This window comes from Arthrobacter sp. NPDC089319 (assembly GCF_040684925.1).
Classification (GTDB): Bacteria; Actinomycetota; Actinomycetes; order Actinomycetales; family Micrococcaceae; genus Crystallibacter.
In genome coordinates, this window is record NZ_JBFBGZ010000008.1 from 237045 (window position 1) to 258890 (window position 21846).

12 protein-coding genes, 1 tRNA gene and 1 pseudogene are annotated in these 21846 nt (G+C 63.8%); 9 read left to right on the forward strand and 5 right to left on the reverse strand.

Annotation, left to right across the window (positions count from 1 at the left end; all coding sequences use genetic code 11):
* Window positions 1-30 precede the first annotated feature (30 nt).
* Window positions 31-1245: a CDP-glycerol glycerophosphotransferase family protein gene (locus AB0N75_RS13680; protein ID WP_364650705.1), complete on the reverse strand. Its 1215-nt coding sequence runs from the start codon at window positions 1243-1245 to the stop codon at window positions 31-33.
* Window positions 1246-1429: 184 nt separating this feature from the next.
* On the opposite strand from AB0N75_RS13680, the gene AB0N75_RS13685 reads away from it, so the two are divergent.
* Together AB0N75_RS13685 and AB0N75_RS13690 are read left to right on the forward strand one after the other, a co-directional pair.
* Window positions 1430-2962, forward strand: coding sequence for a stealth conserved region 3 domain-containing protein (locus AB0N75_RS13685; RefSeq protein ID WP_364650708.1), 1533 nt, complete (start codon window positions 1430-1432; stop codon window positions 2960-2962).
* Window positions 2962-6429: a CDP-glycerol glycerophosphotransferase family protein gene (locus AB0N75_RS13690; protein ID WP_364650711.1), complete on the forward strand. Its 3468-nt coding sequence runs from the start codon at window positions 2962-2964 to the stop codon at window positions 6427-6429. The genes AB0N75_RS13685 and AB0N75_RS13690 overlap by 1 nt, the downstream gene beginning before the upstream one ends.
* A 56-nt stretch (window positions 6430-6485) precedes the next feature.
* Here the strand turns inward: AB0N75_RS13690 and AB0N75_RS13695 are convergent, their stop codons facing one another.
* The gene (locus AB0N75_RS13695; RefSeq protein WP_364650714.1) at window positions 6486-8984 is read right to left on the reverse strand and encodes an FG-GAP-like repeat-containing protein; all 2499 of its coding nucleotides are present in this window, start codon (window positions 8982-8984) and stop codon (window positions 6486-6488) included.
* 980 nt (window positions 8985-9964) lie between these two features.
* Here AB0N75_RS13695 and AB0N75_RS13700 point away from each other — a divergent pair.
* The 4 genes from AB0N75_RS13700 (at window position 9965) to AB0N75_RS13715 (ending at window position 16293) form a co-directional block, all read left to right on the forward strand.
* Entirely contained in the window at window positions 9965-10738 is a 774-nt protein-coding gene (locus AB0N75_RS13700; protein WP_364650717.1) for an endonuclease/exonuclease/phosphatase family protein, read from the forward strand.
* Window positions 10739-10875: 137 nt separating this feature from the next.
* Window positions 10876-12408, forward strand: a complete 1533-nt coding sequence (locus AB0N75_RS13705) for an endonuclease/exonuclease/phosphatase family protein (protein ID WP_364650720.1) — start codon at window positions 10876-10878, stop codon at window positions 12406-12408.
* Between the two features lie 199 nt (window positions 12409-12607).
* Window positions 12608-14407, forward strand: a complete 1800-nt coding sequence (locus tag AB0N75_RS13710; RefSeq protein WP_364650723.1) for a hypothetical protein — start codon at window positions 12608-12610, stop codon at window positions 14405-14407.
* A gap of 299 nt (window positions 14408-14706) precedes the next feature.
* Complete coding sequence (locus AB0N75_RS13715) at window positions 14707-16293, forward strand: CotH kinase family protein (protein ID WP_364650726.1); 1587 nt, start codon at window positions 14707-14709, stop codon at window positions 16291-16293.
* A gap of 244 nt (window positions 16294-16537) precedes the next feature.
* Here AB0N75_RS13715 and AB0N75_RS13720 read toward each other — a convergent pair whose 3' ends face one another.
* From AB0N75_RS13720 to AB0N75_RS13730, 3 genes are all read right to left on the reverse strand, one after another.
* The gene (locus AB0N75_RS13720) at window positions 16538-17374 is read right to left on the reverse strand and encodes a hypothetical protein (RefSeq protein WP_364650729.1); all 837 of its coding nucleotides are present in this window, start codon (window positions 17372-17374) and stop codon (window positions 16538-16540) included.
* A 291-nt stretch (window positions 17375-17665) separates the two neighbouring features.
* Window positions 17666-17738: transfer RNA gene (locus AB0N75_RS13725), tRNA-Arg, on the reverse strand.
* 57 nt (window positions 17739-17795) lie between these two features.
* Window positions 17796-18842 (reverse strand): tyrosine-type recombinase/integrase, encoded by a 1047-nt coding sequence (locus tag AB0N75_RS13730; protein ID WP_364650732.1) that lies wholly within the window; start codon window positions 18840-18842, stop codon window positions 17796-17798.
* Window positions 18843-19062: 220 nt separating this feature from the next.
* Between AB0N75_RS13730 and AB0N75_RS13735 the strand changes: the two genes are divergently transcribed.
* From AB0N75_RS13735 to AB0N75_RS13745, 3 genes and pseudogenes are all read left to right on the forward strand, one after another.
* Window positions 19063-19641 carry a single-stranded DNA-binding protein gene (locus AB0N75_RS13735; RefSeq protein WP_364650735.1) on the forward strand — a complete coding sequence of 193 codons (579 nt, stop codon included), beginning with the start codon at window positions 19063-19065 and terminating at the stop codon, window positions 19639-19641.
* A 92-nt stretch (window positions 19642-19733) separates the two neighbouring features.
* Entirely contained in the window at window positions 19734-21416 is a 1683-nt protein-coding gene (gene ettA / locus AB0N75_RS13740) for an energy-dependent translational throttle protein EttA (RefSeq protein WP_364650739.1), read from the forward strand.
* Window positions 21417-21682: 266 nt separating this feature from the next.
* Window positions 21683-21846: pseudogene (locus AB0N75_RS13745) on the forward strand (N-acetylneuraminate synthase); the annotation flags it as partial.

The window sequence follows — 21846 nt, forward strand, 5'->3', positions numbered from 1 at the left end:
GCAGCGAGCCCAGCCGAGTAGGAAGTATGCTCAGTCTTCCAACGCGCGGTCCACGGCGTCCACGAACCGGCGCGTGCTGGCGCCGGGGGAGGTGTCCCCGAAGTGATGACGAATCAGATTAAGCTGAGCCTGGCCAACCGGCTGGGACAACAGGTCAGCCATAATGAGTGGCGCACGTCGCGCGTCTTCCGCCTTCAGAAGTGGCACGGCGCCGGCTATGCCATTGCTGTCCACGGCGGCGGCCGGATCCACGGGCTGGGTCAACAGGAGTGGCTTTCGCCGCGGCAGCCAGTCCATTGCCATGGCAGAGAGGTCACAGACGCATACATCGGCCTGCGCCATAGCAACGGTGAAGTCCGCCCGCCGGTCCACATAGTGCCCGGCGCCCGGAGACCGCTTCTCGGCTTCCTCGATCAGGGCGCTGATCTCCTTGGCCGCAGCCCGATGCGCCGGCATCCGGACGCCGGTGCGCGGATGCGGCCGGAAAATCAGCCGGTACCGTGGGTCGGCCAGAATGGCCTCCACCATCCCGACACCGTGCGATGCCAACGAGCCGTATGCCATGGCCGGCCGGTCGCCTTCCCACGTGGGGGCGTAGAGCACCGTGGTGCGTTCGCGGCCGTCAGTCCCGTTGCGCCCGCCGCCGTCCACGGTTTTGTTGGCCGCGTTGTCCAGTTGCGGCCGGCCGATCTCGACGAGCTTGGCCGGGTCCATCCGCCGGACGCTGCCCATAATGCGGTCGCGGGAGGCTTGGCCCGCGATGAACGCATAGTCGTAGGCTTTGAGCTGGTTGGAGGCCATGGAGATCTTGTCACTCTCGCCGTGGCTGAGGTGGACGTGGACCTGCCCGGTCAGGCGGAGGACCGTAAAGTTGTCTCTGTTGTTGTTGACGTAAAAGACCAAGCGCACGCTTTTGTCCTGGATGAACTGCTCCACTTGGTCGATTCCCTGGGCCAGGAAGATCGGCAGCGGTGAGTCCTTGAGCAGTTCGGCGGCCGTAGTGGGCCGGTGCACCAGCAAGGCCACCCGGTGTGTGCGGGCGAGCCGGGCCAGAGGAGCGAACCATTGCCGGAGCTGGTAGGCGCTGGAAGGCTCGTCCGCAAAGTAGACCACGCAATCGAAGCGCGTGGGACCGGCGGAGTTCGCTGAATCCAACTGCGCCCGGACGGTTCTCCCAACCACGGCGTTGGCGGCCTGGTTCCCGACGAACTTGAGCGCGCGGCGGGCGGTGGCGGTGAATGGCACGAAGCACTCCTGTAGCGGGTCGGGAGCTTACAGCCTATCGAAACCGCCGGGCGCGGCACGGCCCGTTATCCAGCATTTTGTCAGGCTTGGGTTGCTAAACTGTATCGACTCTTGCCCCGGGGACTGGGACTAATCACTGTTTGCCAACCGCGGGGCTGCTTATGTTGCCGGATGAAAGGATCCGATGATCGCCGGACTGCGCGGAACTCTCGCTCGGGTGTTGCCGCAGCCAGCTGTCCAAGGACTCTTTGACCTGCGCCACGGCAGAACGTCCTTCCAGCGCCGCGCCGCCGATGTCTGGCGCTCAGCGCAGACCCGTCCGGCTCGCGCCGGCGTAGACGCCGACGTCGTTCCCGCCTCCTCCCGCGGGCGGACGGTCCTCACCAAACCTGTTCGCCGATTCTGCGCGCGCGACGTTGCCGCTTCCAACCGGCAGCTGGTCGCGTCCGCGGCGCGTGGAGCCGGCATCGGCTTCGGCGAAGAAGCCTCCGGCCCGCACGGCGGAACGAGGATCAGCGTGGCGCCGGGGGACCTGTCGGACCTGCTCGACGCCGTGCGCCGGACCGGATCCGGGCGGCCCGTCTACATCAGCGTGGACGGCGGCCGGCCGCAGCTTGCGCGCGACGCCGTCGTCGATGTACCGCGGGAAGTGACCGTCTTCGAGTTCGCGTCGGTGGACGGACTGGTGCTGGCCGACGAGCGCTTGGGGTGCACCGTGTCTGCGTTGCCGGCGGCTGGTGGCGCCGGCCGCCCTATGACGGAGTTCACGGAGCCGGTGGACCTGGTTTATACGTGGGTGGATGGGGCCGATGCCGAGTGGCGACGGGCGCGGGATGCTGCCTGGGCCCGTATCCACCCAGGTGAACTGAACGAGTTCGCTGGCAATGAGGAACGGTTCCGCACCCACGACGAACTGCGGTACTCGCTGCGCTCGGTGGACTATTTCGCGCCCTGGGCCAACCACATCTACCTCCTCACTGCGGGGCAGGTGCCGGAATGGCTGGATAAGACCAACCCGCGGATCACCGTGGTGGACCACAGGGATGTCTTTGCCGATGCCGATGCCCTGCCCACGTTCAACTCACATGCCATCGAGGCGCAGTTGCACCGCATTCCTGGCCTGAGCGAACATTTCCTGTATCTGAACGACGACGTGTTCTTCGGCCGGCCGGTGGCGCCGGAACTGTTCTTTCACGGCAACGGCATCGCCAAGTTCTTCTTCTCCGAGCAGCGCGTCGCGGACGGTCCGGCTGGGGCCGGGGATCTGCCGGTGGACAGCGCCGCGAAACGCAACCGGGCACTGATCGAGCAGAAGTTCGGGAAGAGCCCCGTCCACAAGTTCAAGCACGCCGCCCACGCGCAGCGTGTCAGCACCCTGAGGCTGCTCGAACAGGACTTCCAATCCGCCCACTCCGCGACCGCTCACGCGCGCTTCCGCACTCCTGCGGACATCTCCATACCTTCATCGCTGGCGCATTACTATGGTTACGGCATCGGGGCCGCTGTGCCGGGGGAGATCGCCTACCGCTATTGCGACATCGGTGAGTCCACCGCTCAGGCAAAGTTGCTGCGGCTGCTGCGGGACCGGGAAGCCGATGTCTTCTGTCTCAACGAAGTCGGCAAGGCCGCAGTCCACCCCGAAGATCAGGAAAAGATGGTCCAGCGCTTCCTCCAGTCCTATTACCCGGTGCCCAGCTCTTTTGAAGTAGGAATGTAATGCCGAATCCCCAGTCGGTCCTGATGCGGGCCAAGGCGAAGGCCGAGCGCATCCTCGACCCGCGTTCCTCCGCTGCACGCCGCGAACTGCACCGCGTGGCCGTCGGCCAGGCCGGCCCGAGACTGCGCGTAGCTTTCACGCTTGCGCCCGAGCTTACGCCCGACGCCCTCTGGGCGGGCAGCGGCGACGACGCGGTGCGGTTGGCCGCGGTCGAAGCTCTTCCCGGCGCTGAGACGACGGACGGACGGGACTACCAGGCTTCGCTGGATCTTGAATCGCTGGCCGCCCAGGCGCCCGCCTCCTCCTACGCGGAAGAGGGTGCGGTACTTCGGCTGTTCGTCGAAGTGGAGGCCGAGGCAGCGAATCTGCCCAGGTATTGTCGCGACATTCGGCCCACGGCGGAGGCCGTAGAAGCCGGGAAGGAGCACGGTGCCGCCGTCGGTCCCCAGGATGGTGGACACGGCGAGGGTTTCGCAGAATTCCGTGCCGCCGTGGAAGCCGGGCTCATTGGGCCAGCGCTGCGCTATCGAGCCAAGATTCCGTTCGGCAGGTTCCTGCAGACATCGGTCGGGCAGCTCCATGCCGTCACTTCGGGAGAATCAACGCTTTCACCCTACGTAAATCGGCAGGGTTTCCTCAGCCTCGCGGTCAACCGCCCGCTGAAGCCGTACAACGTCGTTTACGTCAAGAAACTGTCCGTGGCCGGCGGCGTGGTGGAACTGACCGGGCGATTGGTTACCCGGCACGGCGAGGCCACGAGGGCGCAGCTAGTGCTGCTGGGACGACAGAGCGAACGACGTTACACCGCCACCGCGAAGATTGCTCTCGATGCCGAGGCTACATCTCGGAAATACGGTCTGCGTGAGTATCAGTTGAAAGCGACGCTGGAGCTTGCCGAGATCTCCACCGAAAATCTGGCAGAGGACGATATCCTCGACCTTTGGTTGGAGGTTTGGGACGGTGAGGACGTCCAGCCGCATAAGGCACGGATCGGCAAGACCCGCTTCGTGACGCGCAAGCTGACCAGGGCCGGGTGGCAACGGCGCGGCGCGAAGACCCTGTGCGTCACGCCTTACTACACGTTCAAGGCCAAAAACACCTCGTTGAGCATCGAGATCCTCGACACCGAGGCTTTCGACTATCTGCAGCGGCAGACTCGCATCCCTTTCCGCAACCACCGCGGCCTGGTCGGCAAGCCGGTGTGGCTGGTGGGGGAGCGGCCGTACAAAGCGCAGGATACGGGGCTGGCCTTTTTCCGCTACCTGAGGCAGCACCATCCCGAGATCGACGCCTACTACGTCATTGACCCGTTGTCTCCCGAGGTCCGGAATTTGGAGGGGCTGGGCCATGTGGTGGCGTACCGTTCCAAGCAGCATGTCGAGGTCGCGCTCAAGGCGGAGCGGTTTATCGGCTCGCACCATCCGGACTTTCTTTATCCCACACGGCTGCCGCAGTTCCGCCGCGCCGCAAGCGGCGTCAAGGTGTTCCTGCAGCACGGAGTCATGGGGACCAAATGGATGGTGCCCAACTACGGCAAAAAAGTCCGAGGATTCGAAACGGACCTCTTCCTGGTCAGTTCCGAGCGGGAGAAGGAATACATCGTCAGCGACTTCGGATATGCACCGAAGGATGTGAAAGTCACCGGGCTGTCACGCTTTGATGCTTTGTTCGCCGACGATGTCCAGGTCAAGCGCAACCAGATTCTGGTGATCCCCACCTGGCGGGACTGGCTGGCGGATCCTGAGCTTTTTCCCGAATCAGAGTACTACCATGCCTGGAAGGATCTCCTGAACGATCCGCGGCTGCGCCAGCTGACCGAGGAGTACAACGCGGAGATCATTTTCTCGCTGCACCCCAACATGCAGAAGTTCAGGCATCATTTCGAGGACGCGCCGGTCCGGGTCATCTCACAGGGTGAAGTGGACGTGCAGCATCTGCTCAAGGAGAGCGCGCTGCTGGTGACGGACTACTCCAGCGTTGGCTTCGACTTCAGCTTCCTGGAGAAGCCAGTGCTCTACTACCAGTTCGACCGGGAACGATTCCTTGGCCCACGGGGTTCGCATCTGGATTTGGACGAGGAGCTGCCGGGCCGAGTTGCCTTCGACCGTGGCCGGCTGTTGTCCCAGCTTGAAGAGGCGCTCGACGCCGGCTGCGTCATGCCTGCCGAGTATGTCCGGCGTGCGCAGCGGTTCCTCAAGTACCGCGACCAGGAGAATTGCCGGCGGATTTTCGATGCCATCCGCAGCGCCAAGCCAGCGGAACCGCGGGTTCGCCGAATGGTGGATCCGGAGATCTTCGAGCGGGCGATGGGGCGGTTCCGCCGTAGCCGGTACTACTTCCCGGCCATGCAGCGGATGTTCAGGGTTCTGTCCAGGACCGCCGTCGACGAGGATCTGATCGTCTTCGAAAGCGGGTTGGGAAAGCAGTACGCGGACAGCCCTCGGTACATTTACGAGGAACTCCTTCGCCGCGGCGATATGCGCCAAAAGGTCTGGGTGTATGACAAGAAGCTGCCGACGGCGGATGCGCACACCCGTGTGGTCAAGCGGCTCTCGCCGGAGTACTACTGGTACTTGGCCAAGGCCAAGTACTGGGTGAACAACCAGAATTTCCCGCACTACCTGCGCCGTCGCAGGGACGGGGTGTTTATCCAGACCTGGCACGGCACCCCGCTGAAACGCATGGTCCACGACATGGACGAGGTCCACGGGCGGGCAGACGACTACCTCCAGCATGTATCGCAAGCAGTCAGGCAGTGGAGCGTTTTGCTGTCGCCGAGTCCGTACGCCACCGCGGCGTTCCGCAGCGCCTTCCGCTACAAGGGGAGAGTGCTGGAGGAGGGCTATCCGCGGAATGATGTCCTGGCCGTAGGGAAGGACACCGGCGCCGGTCTGGCGATCCGCGAGAAACTGGGCATCCCCGCCGACCGGACAGTAGTCCTGTACGCCCCAACGTTCCGGGACGACCAGAGCGCCGGGACCGGGCGCTTCAGCTTTGATTTGCCACTGGACCTGGAAAACTTCCACAAGCGCTTCGGCGAGGACACGGTGTTGTTGCTCCGCATGCATGTGCTGGTGAGCAGCAGCCTGGAAATTCCGGAGAGCGCCAGCGAGAGCGTCTATGACGTTTCGGCCTACCCGGAGATCCAGGAGCTGCACTTGGCCAGCGACGTTCTGGTCACCGATTACTCCTCGGTGTTCTTCGACTTCGCCATTTTGCAGCGGCCGATCGTCTTCTATGCGTACGACCTTGAGCGGTACCGCGACACCTTGCGCGGCTTCTATCTGGACTACGACACGGAGCTTCCCGGCCCGGTGGTCCAGACCGAAGAGGCGCTGTTCGCTGCCATCGATGCAGCACGGACACCCGATCCCCAACGCCAGGAGAGGCTGGAGGCCTTCGCCGCACAGTTCGCTCCGAAGGACGATGGCAACGCGGCCCGCCGGGTAGTGGACCAGCTCCTTTAGGCGAATACGAAAAACGCGGGGGCGACGGCGATGCGCCGTCGCCCCCGCGTTTGCCGTTACAGCCGGCCGGCCGACTTGCGGGGCAGCAACCCGCCGTTGACGAACCGGGTGCCGTCATACCGCCACATGGTCCCGGTCTTGGTGGTGCCGAGCAGGTCTACTTTCCGGTCCGCATTGAAGTCTCCGGGCCCAAGAATACGGTTGTAGATGTTCCAGCCACTGCTGCCGATTTTCCGTTCCGGGGCGAACCAGCCGGAGGAGTTGGTCTTCCGCCCGGCGAGGAGCCACAGCGTGCCGTCAGGCTTTCGGGCCACCAGGTCGGCGGTGCCATCGCCGTCGTAATCGCCCACCGCGGTGAGGTAGCTGTACCGCTGCCACCCGGTGGCGATGGTGGACGCCCTGCCGTGCTGTCCGTTGCCCGGGCCTGCGTAAAGCAGCACCGAGCCGTTCGGGCGGACCGCCAGCAGATCCTTGCGGCCGTCCCGGTTCACGTCCCCAACGCCCAGGATGCGGGAGAACTGGTTCCAGCCGCCGCTGCCGATCTTGACGCGGCGCTTGTAGCCATGGTCTGTGGCATTGACCTTGCCGGTTCCTGCGTAGAACCAGAGCGTGCCGTCCTTCTGCCGGGCAACCAGGTCGTTCTTGCCGTCCCGGTTGTAGTCGCCGACGCCAATCACTGTGCTGTAGATGTGCCAGCCGTAGCCGATGCGGACCCGGGCACCGTAGCCGCCCTTGCCGTTGCCGGCCGCGAACCACAACTGCCCGTTCGACTTGCGGCCGATCAGATCCGCCTTGCCGTCCCCGTTGAAGTCACCCGGAGTGATGATCTCGCTGTAGCTGTCCCAGATGGCTGTTCCGGTGGCCACCCGCGGCTTCATGCCCGAGGAGTCTTTCAGCTGGGTGCCGGCGTAAAAACTCAGGGACTTGTCTGCACCAATCCCCAGCAGATCGTTCTTGCGGTCCCGGTTGTTGTCCCAGACGCCCAGCACGGTGCTGAACGTCTGCCAGCCGGAGGATCCGATCTTCTGCGCGCTAGTGAACAGGCTGCCAACCGCTGCTTGCTTGGCGGTACCGCGCATCAGCCACAACGTGCCGTCCGGTTTGCGGGCTACAAGGTCGTTCTTCCCGTCGCCGGTGAAGTCCCGGGGTGCTACCAGCTGGCTGTAGATCTGCCAGCCGGAAGCCACCAGGATCCGGCCGCCGAAATTTCCCGTTCCGGTGCCGGCGTAGAAGTACACCGACCCGTTGGAATGCTTTGCCAGCAGATCGGCACGCCCATCACCGTTGATATCCCCGGTCCCGACCATCTCCGGATACTGGGTCCAGCCGGTGCTGCTGCCGATGCGCACGCGGGGCTTGAAAGTGCCGGTGCCGGTTCCTGCATAGAACCACAGCGAACCGTTGGTCTGCCGGGCCACAAGGTCTGCCCGCCCGTCACCGTTCAGGTCGCCCACGCCAATCAGCGAGTTGAAGATCTCCCACCCTCCGCCGATCTTCCGTGGGGTGGTGTAGCCGCCGGACCCGTTGCCGGGGTGGAACCAGAGCGAGCCGTCAGTACGGCGGGAGAGCAGGTCTCCGCGGCCGTCTCCGTTGAGGTCGCCTGGAGCCGCGTAGTCCTGCTTAACGTTGGTGCTCTGGCTGCTGCTCGACCCGATGTTGTAGGCAAAGTTGCGCAGCGACGTCATGGACCCGTTCCACACGTTGGAGTCGCCGGTGAATGGTCCGGTAGAGCTGTACTGCCAGATGTCATACGAGGTCCAACCCGCGGGCAGCAGGGGCTTGTTCAGCGTGTATCCAGCGTAGGGGTAGTGCGCAACGTGCAAGGGATGGTTCTTGAAGGCGGTGCTGTTGCCGGTGCACTTGTTCCACCAGTCTGCCGTGGTGTAAATCGCGGGCAGCCGCCCAGTCCGCAATTTGATGGTGTTGGAGAAGTCTTTGATCCAAGCCACCATTTTGCTGGCGCTCATGCTGTAGCAGGTGTTGCCCAGTTCCGGGTACGGGTTGTACTCGATATCCAGCAGCGGGGGGAGCGTTTTGCCGTCGGCGGACCAACCGCCGCCGTTGTCCACGAAGTAGTTAGCCTGCCGCGTGCCGGAGGAGACGTTGGGGATGGCGAAGTGGTAGGAGCCACGAATCATCCCGACCTTGTATGAGCCGGTGTACTGGGACGACCACCTAGGATTCATGTAGCTTAGGGCTTCAGTGGACTTCACATAGGCGAACCGGGCTCCGTAATTCCATTCGGTCTGCCAGTTCACACTGGTTTGATGGCTGCTGACGTCAATACCTTGGACGCCCTGGGGCTTCCACATGTCCCGCTTATCGGCCGGCAGTGCGGCGGGTGCAGCGGCGGGTTGCATGGAGCCGGTCCGTTCGATGTCCAAGACCTCCAGCTGCTCTTCCAGCTCTTCCTTGGCCTCCGGCTCCTGCAGCTCTTCGAGCCGCTCGTCACGCTGCTGCAAACCTTGGCCCATTTCTGCGCCGTGCCTGCCCTGCAAGGCAGCCAGTAGTGCCAGCAGCTGTTCCTCGGACATCTCATCGACAGGGACCTCCACCTCCTTCTCCAAGGTGGACGGGTCTTTCGGCGCGGACTCTGGCAGCGGTTCAGGTGTCGGCTCGATCGGGGCAGACTCTGCGGGGGCGGGTTCAGCTGGTGCTGGTTCGGTTGGAGCAGGCACCGTCGGGGCCGGCTCCGAGGGGGGCGTGGACGGAACTACTTGCCCCGTGTTGTCAGAGTTGGCTTCTTCAGGCAAGGCGGGTGTCGGCGTCGAGAGCGTTTCAAGCGCACTCTCGTCCACGGGGGAGATTGGATCCGCAGCTGGGGCGGGCGAGCCGGCTTCCTGAGACGGAACGAGTCCGGTTGCAGTTGCCGGCGGCGCGGTGATGAGCCCCGAGATAGCGACCGACAGGACCGCCAGGCCGGCGGCGAACTTGGTGACGCCATGACGGGCGGGGCGAAGGGGCATCAGGTGACGAGTGCTCATAGCTTAGAACTCCGGTTGAGCCCTTCATAACGGAGGGCCTTTAACCCTGGCTCGCAGGGCCTTTGACGGCAAAAGACGCTTCACCCTAACACCGGGGTTAAAAGAGTGACCAGAGTGACTTGCGGTGCGATTCGAAAGTAACCGGAAATTTATCCAGCAGTTGGATGAAAAGCTTTCCAATGTTCAGAGTGCAAGACCGAAGATGTCCCCGAGGCCGCCATCGTGCCAGCCGCACTTTGATAGGGGAGCAAAGAGGGTAGAAGTGCCGTTGACACGGGTATCCGTGGGGGTCCAAACTGCTGCAACCTGCGCGGAATCGACCGAGATATAAGCAGCTCCAGCCGCGCGGGACTTGGGGACAGCGGGTGGCGAAAATGGGCGCACGCAACCGTGCCGTGGCGGCGGCTGCCTTGAGCATGGCCCTTCTGGTGCTGGGACCGGCGCCCGTGGGCGGTGACGTTGGACCCGGGCGCCTCTCGGGACTAGATCCGCCGCCGACCAGCGCCCTGCCTGCCGTGGGTGCGACAGGCATCCGGGCTGACCTCCGCGTCATGTCGTTCAACATCCACCACGGGGCTGACGACGACGACGATTTGGACCTGGCGGCCATAGCCCGCGACATCCGAGCCAGCGGGGCCGACATCATCGGACTCCAGGAGGTCGACAGACATAAGCCGCGCAGCGATTTTGTTGACCAGTCGGCGTGGCTGGCCCGTCACCTCGGCATGTACTTTGCGTACGGCGCGAACGTGGACCGACCACCGAAAAAGGGTCAGACAAAGCGCCGTCAGTACGGTACGGCCGTTCTCAGTAAGTACAAGATCGTCAGCTCGCGCAATTACCTGCTACGAAACGTTCGGTACGACAAAGACCCCTCGCAACAACGTGGACTGCTAGAAACCGTCATCGACCTGGGAGGGGTCCAACTGCGTTTCTACAACACACACTTGGACCACCGGCGCGCGGAGCAACGTCGGCAGCAGATCAAGCAAGTTGTCGCAATTGCCGGTGCTTCGGACCTGCCCGCCGTGCTGGCCGGGGACTTCAATACCATCCCCGGAACGCCCGAAATGCATCAAGTCACGACAAGGTTCTTGGACGCCTTCGCCGAGCGTGGCCAAGATGCGGCCTATAGCTTCCCATCCGAGCACCCGTCCCGCCGTATCGATTACATCTTGGCCAGCGGCCGATTTCAGGTACATGGGGCCAGCGTCATCGATACTGACTCTTCCGACCATCGGCCGGTCGTTGCTGACTTGACCTTGCTGGTGCCACATTTTGCAACCAGCACTCCACTTGTTGGGCCGCCGCCGGTCTGGTTCTAGCGTTCACCGCGGCCCCGTACGGCCCAATTTTGCCTGCCACGGACAACGGAGACGCCGGCCGCTGAAGGGGCAGGCCCACGCTGTGTTAGGCTCGCCGACGAAACCGTGCCTGATTAAAGGTTCCACCGGGGGAAAACTTGAAGAAATCGCTCTACGCCAGAGTGGCAGCCGTCTGTCTAGCCGCTGTCCTCGCTTTCACGCTCGCAGTGCCGGGATTGGCGGTGGCTGCCCCGGCACTCCAGCCTGCAATGCAGATTTCCGCGTCCCCGCTGGCCCCGAAAGCGGTGAACGTTACGCGGGGCTCCATTGGGTTGAAGTACGTTGCCGTCGCAAAAGCCCATCGGTACGAGGTCCAGTACAGTCTCCGCGCCGACTTCCACGGCACCAAAAAGGCGACTAAGTACAAGACATGGAATCTACGGGGGCTCGAGGACGCCACCACGTATTACATCAGGTTCCGGGCCCTGAACCGCGAGGGGGCATCGATCAGCGGCTGGTCTGGAACATTGAAGGCACGCACCCTGGCGTTCTTCCCGGGAGAGTTCACCTCCATCAAGGTCAAGCGGGGTCAGGACAAAATCACGGTGTCCTGGAACAAGACCACGCACACGACGCACTACAGCGTCAAGGTCGCCGACAACCTGGCCATGACGCGGAATGTTCGCACCTTCCGAAACATCAAGGGCACCAGCTATACCGTGGACAATCTCAGCAACGGCTCCCGATCGGCGATGCCGAATTTCATTCGCTTTTATGCGCACAACAAGGAAGCGAAGACTCGGAAGTCCAAGCGGTACACCGTTTACGCCGCGGCGCCAAAGGTAGCGGGCACCGAGAAGCTGTCGGTGGCGAGTTATAACCTCTTGTGTGCACTCTGCAAGGGAGACCCGGGCGTTAATCCGCCGGCCTGGACTACTCGGGTTAATACGATCATGAAGACCATTTCGGCGAAGAAGCCGGACATACTCCTTCTTCAGGAAGCGTCAAACTACAAGGTCCCCGGTACTAAGAGGACGCAGTCGATGGTCGATTTCCGGAAGAGGCTGAAGAAGGCCGGCTACGCAATGGACCGGTCCCCGGAGAAGCTGGGCAGTTCCCACTATTCAAACCGGATCGGCTATAACAGCAAGAAATACAAGCTGGTCAAGAAGGGAACGTTTGCGCTGCCAACGGCCAAGGGCGCGAACAAGCGCGGGGCCGCCTGGGCGCTGCTGAAGTCCAGGAAGACCGGCAAGCAGTTTTATGCCCTGTCCTTCCACGTCGACCCAAAGATCCCGCTGTCCGGCAAGGGCTCCAAGGCCGAGACAATGCAAACGATTGACCGGAAGCTCGGCGCCCGGAATAAGAAACACCTGCCCGTGCTGATAGCGGGGGACATGAACAGTGACTACTACCAACTGCCCTCCAACACACCCCACGAGACAATGATGGATCTGGGCTGGACGGACGCTGCCTCAAGCGCCTCCAAGAAAAACTATCGATACTCGACCTTCAACGGCTATCACAAGAAGCAGGAAACCTCATGGTCGCGAATCGACTACATCTTCACCAAGAACGTCCACGGCACTCTTTCCTATGAAAACGTCGTCGACGTCGACAAGAAGGGGAGGCTCCGCTCGGTCCCTGGCTCTGACCACAATATGGTCCTCGCTAGGGTCAAACTCCCGTAAGGTCATGGCGGCCCCGTGAAGGCTTGTCTAACGTCTCTCCGCGCAGCTCGCCTGATGCACTTCTGCTCAGGCCGACGGCCCTGCGGTTCCAGGATCTCCTCAAGGCCAAGTTCTGTAGCGTGCGCGCCTCTTCCGAGGTTCGTGCGGGCGCACGGCTAAGATGTTGAAGGCCCCCACTCCGCAATTCCCGAGGATGACAATGCACGCTGATGACCAAGAATTCGTCTTCCAAGGGCTCTCAGTCACCTATAAGTTCCGGCGGTCGCTGCAGGACCGGCGGCACCTGCTGGTGGTTTTCTCCGGGGGCTTCGGCGAAAACAAACGCTACGACCTCGACGGATCGGTCGTGGACGGTATCCGCACCGACATTCTGTGGATCCGAGACCGCTTTGACGGTGATTTCTCCTACTACATCCGCACGCACCGACGGGGGACCGTCGTCGCCGATGCTGTTGCCGCGCTGATTGAGAAGGTCCGGCTCGATCGCGGCCTGGAGAAGCATCACTGCACTTTCCTCGGATTCTCTAAGGGCGCCAGCGGGGCCCTGTATCACGCTCTGGTCAATGACTACCCGAATGTCATAGCCGTAGTACCGCGCATGCGAATCGGCAGCGCGAACCGGCGGCTCAGGCCGCACGTCATCAAGCAACTCATCGGAACGGAGACAGACGAAGGGATAGCGGAGTTGGACAGCCTGCTGCCCTCGCTTCTGGCCAATGACCAGAATCTGGACCGCAACCTCTATCTGTTTTCGTCGGAGGCAGACCCTCAATATAAGACCGACATCGCCCCATTCCTCCCTGACTATGAGCGGTACGATAATTTCAACTTCATCGTTACTGACTCCCCGCTTGTCGTGCGGCACCGCGACGTCGGCTCCTATAACGTGCCCCTGCTGCTGGCCACTATCGCTGCGCTCGGTGAGGGCGCTGTGCCGCGGTTCGGTCAGGTGCGGAACGGCACGAATGCCTTTAAGTCGTCGGTAGGAACGCCTTCCATTGAAACCGTTCGCGAACGCCAGGAAACCGTTTGCCGGCTGACGTCGCTGGCGCTTAAGGAAGACCGCTTTTATCCGGAAGGGATCCTGTTCATTAAGGGCGTGGGCACCAGAGGATCGGGCCAGCCGTCCCGGAAATTAGTCCTCGCCTCCGACGCGGCCAGAACGAGCTACACCTTGGAAAGCGTGCTTGACGACCGCCTTAACCGCTCCTATTTTGAAAACGAATTCTGCGACTATTCCTACGGCAGATTCGCGACTGAGCAGCGCGGCGGAATCGACCTCTCGGAACTCCCCGAAGGGCGGTATTCCCTCAACCTCGAGCTTGAACACGGTGGCGTGTCAGCCACGGTGGACGCGGTTCCCGCCGAACCACGTGATTCTGCCCTGGTGACGGGCCAGCATCTGGTGCGCCTGCGATCGACGGGAACAGCCGTGGAACTCCTCAAGGGGCCGGTGCTGACTAATCAGATGCCGGGCAGCCACTTTAGGCTTAGCAAGACCTGGGCCCGCGGCAACAAGGTACACATAGGTGGCCGCTATGTCCTGCCCTCGGTGCGGACACTACGCCGCAACGACGTCCGCTACTATCTGGTTTTGACGGAAGCAGGCACCCGCACCGTCGTGGGCACGCATCTTCTCGCGACCAACCGGAGGGCCTTCCCAGGCGACAAGGTGGGCGATCCGCTCGGTGACTACCGATTCACCAATTTCGGAACAAGGTCCGGCGAAGGCCTCGTGCTGGACCGCACCATGCCCGGCGAATACGACGTATATGTCACGGCGTTGGCGGGCACCATTGCCTCCTCGCATCCCGCCGGTCTTCGCTTGACCATCACGGGCACGAAGGACGATGTCGAATGCCGTCTTCGGTCCAGCAGCCCGGTTCCCGCGGGTAGCGTCGCTGCAGCGTGGGTGGCCGGCAAAAGCCCGCGTCTGGCGCGCCGGATCCGTCGCGATCTCGGCCGGGTCAAGCGCCGCATCCTGTCGGTCAAGAGGTAGACGATACGAAGCAGCCGAATTGAGGCGCCGCGCTCCGGGCAGGCCGGGCCTTCTTCGATGGCACGACCTGCCTTCGCGCCATGAGCACCTCCGCGAAAACGGCCCTGCCGCAGCTGGGGCCAGAGCCAGCCCACGGCGTATGCGGAGATTCTCCCTTGATTTAGGGAGCGGTGTTGTCCGATAGGGGGCGGAAGAGTAGGGTACGGGCACTACCGCATCTTGGGGTTGCGCGCTGATTCGGGGGAATCATGAAAAGCCTATTTTCTGCTGCCGCAATATTGTCTCTGTCGCTCGGTTTGGTGGTGTTACCACCCTCCCTGCCGCAGGCCAGCGCGGCTACCGCAACGATGGCGATTACCGACGGCGGACCCGGGACCGCCGCAACGGCGACCGCTCAGTTCAGCCCGGCGGTCTCGGGCCAGGCCGTCAAACTGCAGGCAAAAACGATCGTCACCTCCATGACCGCTGAAGTGACCTCTTCAACGTGGAGGACTGTTGCCACTGGGACGCAGGATGCCCGTGGCAAGGCGAGCTTCAGCATCTCCAATCCGCTCGAGGTCAAGCACCAGTACCGTGCGGTGACCGGCGCTGGTAGTACCGAGGTTGTCTCCAGTACTGTCAAATACGTGGCCAAGACCCCGTTCAAGAAGGCCGGGATTCCCGCGGTGTCCCTAAACACCAACGAGGGCAAATCGATCAACACCCGCAGCCGCTACTTCGAAGGCCGGTTTGCCATCAAAGCCGGGACTGGCTGTTCGGCCGTCTCATCACAGTTGGCGGCGGCCAAGGGGCGGGGCAACTCATCCTGGACGTTCGCCAAAAAGTCGTACACGGTCAAGCTCGACAAGAAGGTCGACCTGTGCGGGATGGGCGCCAGCAAGAAATGGGCTCTGGTGGCGAACCACTATGACAAGTCGCTGCTGCGCAACTCGCTCGCCGGCTTCATCGGCTCCAAGATGACGAAGCTGGCCTGGACCCCCAAATCCAAGCCGGTGGACCTCTATGTCAACGGTTCATACCGCGGTTCGTACCTGCTGATCGAGCGGATTGCAGTCACAGATCCGGCCAAGAAGAAGCCGGGGGAAGCGGTCCGGGTCAGCGTGCCGGAGTTGGATTCGGGCTCCGCCAACAAGACCGGCGGCTATGTGCTCGAGTGGGATTTCCGCAAGGGGGCCGATCACAACGTGACAGTTGGCAAACACGGCTACGTGGGGATCAAGGAACCCGAAAACGACTATGACGAAGCCGGCAAGGATACCGGAAAGGGCATCACAGCCGCACAGATCAAGTACATCGACGGGTATCTTGATGCCGCGGACAAGGCGCTGTTCGGCAAGAATTTCAAGTCCTCCACGAAAGGCTGGCGAAAGTACATCGACCAGCGCTCCGCCGTCGACTATTACATCGCCATGGAACTCATGAAGCCCCTCGACGGCAACATGTTTGCAAGCGTCTACATGTACAAGAAGGCCAACGGGAAGCTGTATTTCGGACCGCTATGGGACTTTGATATCGCAGCCGGGAACGCAAATAAAGCCGGAAGGCTGGACAACACCAACACCTGGTACCTCCGTGATCCGCTAAAGATCTCCACACGGCAGTCAGCGGACACCTGGTTCAACAGGCTGAATGACGATCCCGGTTTCCAAAAGGCTGTCAGCAAGCGCTGGACACAGGTTCACGCAGCGCTGAAGAAGAGCGACTCTTACCTGGCCAAGCAAAGCAAGCTGATCTCGAAATCCGCTGCGGCAAACTTCAAGAAGTGGAACGTCAAGGAGAAGCTGCGCAATTACCACATCGTCAAGGGCAGTTGGTCAAAGGAAGTCAGCTACCTGCGCAGTTGGACGAAGAGCCGGATCAGCTGGATGAACGGCCAATACAGGTAGTCGGCAGTTGCCTCCTAAATTCCTGTATGGAATCACCGTCTATGGCGACGTGGCTGTGGTCGAACCCTCCTTTGGCTAAGGGCGGGCTGCCCGGCAGCCCGCCCTTAGCATTAGCCGCCCCGCCGGACTCCACCCTCGACGAAACGATGGTGCAATGGCGGCCGCGGCAGCGCTTTTCATCGTCGTCCGGGCCAGCGGAGCTCCCGCGGCGGGCGACCGGCGCCCAGCCGCGGGAAGGGATGTGCTACTGGCCGGTTTCGGCGTCGCCGCCACCATCAGTCGTGCCGCCCTGCCCGGATGTACCGGGTTCCGGGTTCTCGTCCGGTGCCGGGGCCTGGGTCGTTTCCGGAGCAGGCTCAACGGTCTGGCCCGTTTCCGGTGCGGGGGCAGGGCCTTGTTCGGTGCCGTTCGATCCGCCAGTTCCCGGCTCTTCTACTTCGGTTGGGCCTGTCCCGCCGACCGCGGGGTCTTCGCTGGTCGCCGCGTCGTCGGCCGCGCCATCTCCGGTCTTCGCAGGGTCCTCGTCCTGCTTGGCCGGCTTGTCCGTCTGATCCGCGGCTTCCTGGCTGCCGCCCAAGAAGCCAAGGGTGGTCTTGTGGGCGCTCGAGGCCCGGTCGATGCCTGCAGTCGACGAGACCAGGCTGGAGATCGGCTGGCTGGTGCCGAATTCGACAGCGGTGATGCCGACCATCGCGATGGCGAAGGCCGCGGCGCTGGCCAGTCCGACCTTGACCCACGTCATCGGGGCGATGGGCTTTTTGGCAGGTTTAGACGGCTGTTCGATCGCCTCTGACGGGGCGCTGGCCGCCACCTCTTCGACCTCCCGGAGGGCTCCCACCCGGGCCTTGGGGATTTTCTTCAGGGCCACAGTGGCGGCCGAGCTCAACGTCCGGGTATAGAGCGCGGCGCCCACGGTGGCGATGACGGAACCAAGCGCCGCGCCGATCAGCGTTCCGGCGACGCCGAGAAAGGACCCCACTACTGCGGAGGTCACCGCGGCCATCGCCGAGCCGATAGTCTGGGTGCCACTGAGTCCGAGAAACGGCTTGGGCTTGTCGTTGGCAGCGGAGTCGTCAGCCATATGTCATACCTAATTCGATCAGAGAATATTACGGATAGGTAACGATACCTGCGCGCGGGCGGTTCCCGGTACGGCCAATGAATAATTGAGACGATGCTCACCCGGCGGCTCGGCAGCTGATTTCGGCGCCCGGCGCCGCTCAAGCGGGCAGCGCACTTCGCCTCAGAAGTGGAGACCGTAACGCGTGGAGTCTCCGGATCTAGCGGGTAGCGATGACGCCGCGGAAGACCGCAGGGATTGTTGGCGCCGGAATTCCGGCAGACACCGCGCGAGGACGGCCGGTTCTTGTTGTGCCCCGGACAGGAATCGAACCTGCGACCAAGAGATTAGAAGGCTCCTGCTCTATCCGCTGAGCTACCGAGGCTGGCGGCTTCGGCCCGAGCCGCCAGCGCCGGCGCGCGGTTCGGGGCAAATCCACCATTTACTCTATCAAGCCGTCGAGCGCCCGCGAGGCGGTGAAAAGGGTCTGTTCGAACAGCTCGGCGTAGGTGTCCAGCGTCAGCTGCGCAGAGGAGTGGCCGGCGATCCGCTGCGCCAGCTTGACGTCCTTGGTGACATGCAGAATCAGGCTCACCGCCGTGTGGCGCAGATCGTGGAAGGTGGGGGCCGGACGGAGCCCGGCCCGGGCGGCGGCCGGACGCAGCACCCGGGAGGCGAAGTTGGAGTGGTGCAGCCGGGCCGGGGGACCGCCGCCGCGGCTGCGGGAGCGGAACAGCAGCCCGTCGGAGGGCCGGGCGGCGAGCACCATGGCGGCGACCTTGTCCGGCACCGGGACGGTGCGCGTGCCGCCGTTTTTGGTGTTCGGCGACGGCGTGCCGGCGTCCCCCTCCTTCCAGGAGCGCCGCACCGCCAGCAGCCAGCCTTCCGGTGCGCGGCGGAAGTCCGCGGCACTGAGCGCCGTGATCTCGCCCCAGCGCAGGCCGGTGGTGCCGGCCAGCATGACCAGGTCCGTCCAGGGCGCGCATTGGTCGGCCAGGGCTTGAAGCTGCGGCATGGACAGGTACACGCGGTGCTTCTGCACGGGTGCCCTCGGCACATAGCCGGCCCGGCCGGTGGCATCGGTGGCGGGGTTGGCCGGCAGCAGTTCCAGGTAGACGGTGTGGCGCATCAGCCGGATGAACATCAGCGCCACCCGCCGCCGGGTGTTGCTGCCGGACTGGCCGCGGCTGCCGGCCCGAAGGCCTGCGATCCACTCTCCGACGTCGCGCCAGTGCACACAGTCCACAGGAGTCGACGCCCAGCGCGGCTCGATGTGCCGATGCCAGTTCTTCCGGTAGTTGGCCTCGGTGCTTGCCGCGATCGGCCCGCCGCGGAGGCCCTGGCTGGTCAGCAGGCGCATCCAGTCGGCGTAGAGTTCGCCGACGGTCACGGTCCCTGCCCGCTTGGTCGCCCCGCGCCCCGCGGCGCCGCCACGGGCGGGCACGCGGTACACCCGCCGCCGGTGCCCGCGCGCTTCGACTGCGTCCATGCCTCCAAGGCTAGGAGCCCGCCGGCGCGGCGGAGCCGGAGGCGGCCCTCCTGTGGACAACCCGGCACCTGGATGCGCGCGCGGGTTCCTTCCTACACACGCCCCCGGCAGCGGAATCCTGTCCACAGGCGGCCGGCCGGCGCTGTCGCCGGGCGGCCGGTGCCGGAAGAGTGGCAGCTGCCGGCGGGACCGCCGGCTTCGAGAAGATCGGAGGCAGGAGATGAGCGACTACATCACGGTCCGCGGCGTGCTCGGCACGGAGGTGCAGCGGAAGCGGACCAAGAAGGGCGACGCGGTGGCCGAGTTCAGGCTGGCGTCGTCGGGGGACTGGCTGAACCGGGACACCGGCGAGTGGGTCAAGGGCATGACCAACTGGTACACGGTCCAGGCCTTCCGCGGCTTGGCCGAAAACCTGTGGCGGAGCTTGTCCAAGGGCGACCCGGTGGTGGTGACAGGCAAGCTGAAACTGCGCCAGTGGGAACTGCAGGACGGCCGCCGCGGCACGTCTCCGGAGATCGACGCCGATTCGATCGGGCACGACCTGCGCCGGGGCACCGCGGAGTTCATCAAGAACTGGACCGCGGCGCCGGTGAGCGCCGCCCTGCCGGACGGCCAGGACGGGCAGCGCTCGGGTGCGGACTACCGCTCGATGGCCTTGGCGGATCCGCAGCCGGCGGACGCTCATCCTGAGACGGGCGGCGACACGTTTGCAACGGGCCAACCGGCCATGGTCCCGCCGGATGGCGAGCCCGCCGGCGAGGCCAGGGAAAGCGGGGCGGACTTGCCGCTGGCCAGCTGAGCCTCCGGTGGCGGGCGGCGGCGCCCGGCCGCCACCGGATGGCAGTTGTGCTGAATGTGTGATCGCGGGGTGCAGCGACTAGCCTTGGGGGCATGGCGGAATTCATTTACACGATGACCAAGGCTCGCAAGGCCGTTGGCGACAAAGTCATTCTGGACGACGTGAGCATGTCGTTCTTCCCCGGCGCCAAGATCGGCGTCGTCGGCCCCAACGGTGCGGGCAAGTCCACGATCCTGAAGATCATGGCCGGCCTGGACACCCCGTCCAACGGCGAGGCCAGGCTCAGCCCCGGCTACACCGTGGGCATCCTGCTGCAGGAGCCGCCTCTGAACGAGGAAAAGACGGTCCTGGGTAACGTCCAGGAGGGCGTCGGCGAGATTTACGGGAAGATCCAGCGCTTCAACGAGATCTCCGAAGAGATGGCCAGCCCGGACGCCGACTACGATGCGCTGCTGGAGGAGATGGGCAAGCTGCAGGAGGCCATCGACGCCGCCGATGCCTGGGACATCGACTCGCAGCTGGAGCAGGCCATGGATGCGCTGCGCTGCCCGCCGGGCGACGCCGATGTGACCGTGCTCTCCGGCGGCGAGCGGCGCCGGGTGGCGCTGTGCAAGCTGCTGCTGCAGAAGCCGGACCTGCTGCTGCTCGACGAGCCCACCAACCACCTGGACGCCGAAAGCGTGCTGTGGCTGGAACAGCACCTGAAGTCGTACGCCGGAGCAGTCCTGGCCGTGACCCACGACCGGTACTTCCTGGACCACGTGGCCGAATGGATCGCCGAAGTGGACCGCGGCCACCTGTACCCGTACGAGGGCAATTACTCCACCTACCTGGAGAAGAAGCGGGCTCGGCTGGAAGTCCAGGGCAAGAAAGACCAAAAGCTGGCCAAGCGCCTGTCCGAGGAACTGGACTGGGTCCGTTCCAACGCCAAGGGCCGGCAGACCAAGTCCAAGGCCCGTCTGGCGCGCTACGAGGAAATGGCCGCCGAGGCCGAGCGCACCCGGAAGCTTGACTTCGAAGAAATCCAGATTCCGCCGGGACCGCGGCTGGGCCAGCTGGTCATCGAGGCGAGCGACCTGCGCAAGGGGTACGGCGACCGCGAGCTGATCAACGGGCTGTCCTTCTCGCTGCCGCGCAACGGCATTGTCGGCGTGATCGGCCCCAACGGCGTCGGCAAGACCACGCTGTTCAAGACCATCGTCGGCCTCGAACCGCTCGACGGCGGCGAGCTGAAGATCGGCGATTCGGTGAAGATTTCCTACGTGGACCAGTCCCGCGGCGGCATCGACCCGAACAAGACCCTGTGGGAGGTCGTTTCCGACGGGCTGGACCACATCCAGGTGGGCCAGGTCGAAATGCCGTCCCGCGCCTATGTCTCCGCCTTCGGCTTCAAGGGCCCGGACCAGCAGAAGAAGGCCGGTGTGCTCTCCGGCGGTGAACGCAACCGGCTGAACCTGGCCATGACCCTGAAGCAGGGCGGCAATCTGCTGCTGCTTGACGAACCGACCAACGACCTGGACGTCGAAACCCTGTCCAGCCTGGAAAACGCGCTGCTGGAATTCCCCGGCTGCGCCGTGGTGGTCTCGCACGACCGCTGGTTCCTGGACCGGGTGGCCACCCACATCCTCGCGTACGAGGGCACCGAGGAAGAACCGGCGAACTGGTACTGGTTCGAAGGCAACTTCGATTCCTACGAGCAGAACAAGGTGGAACGGCTGGGACCGGATGCGGCCAAGCCGCACCGCGTGACGCACCGACGCCTGACCCGCGACTGATACGTAGGTCCGCGGTCTTTCCGGACTGCGTGTGGGCGGCTCCAGTTCCGGGGCCGCCCGCTCCATTTGAGGCCCGGTACGGGGACATCGTTCCCGTACCGGGCCTTTAGCATCTCGGCGCCGGTGCCGAAAGCCGCTTTGTCCGATCGTCGCCTGCCGTACACCGGGCGGCAACCCGGCCGGCCCTGTTGCTTTACCGTTTGACCATAGCGTGGTCTGGTCATCGAGTCAGCGGTACAGAAAGAGCTACATTGACCACCCACGCATTGCCTTCCAATACTGTTCCCGCCGGTGCGCCGGCTCCCGTCGCTATCGGTGACGTGCAGGTCGGTGCCGGGCAGCCGGTCTACGTGATCGGCGAGATCGGGATCAACCACAACGGCGACATCGAGATTGCCAAGCAGCTGATCGACGTCGCGGCCGAGGCCGG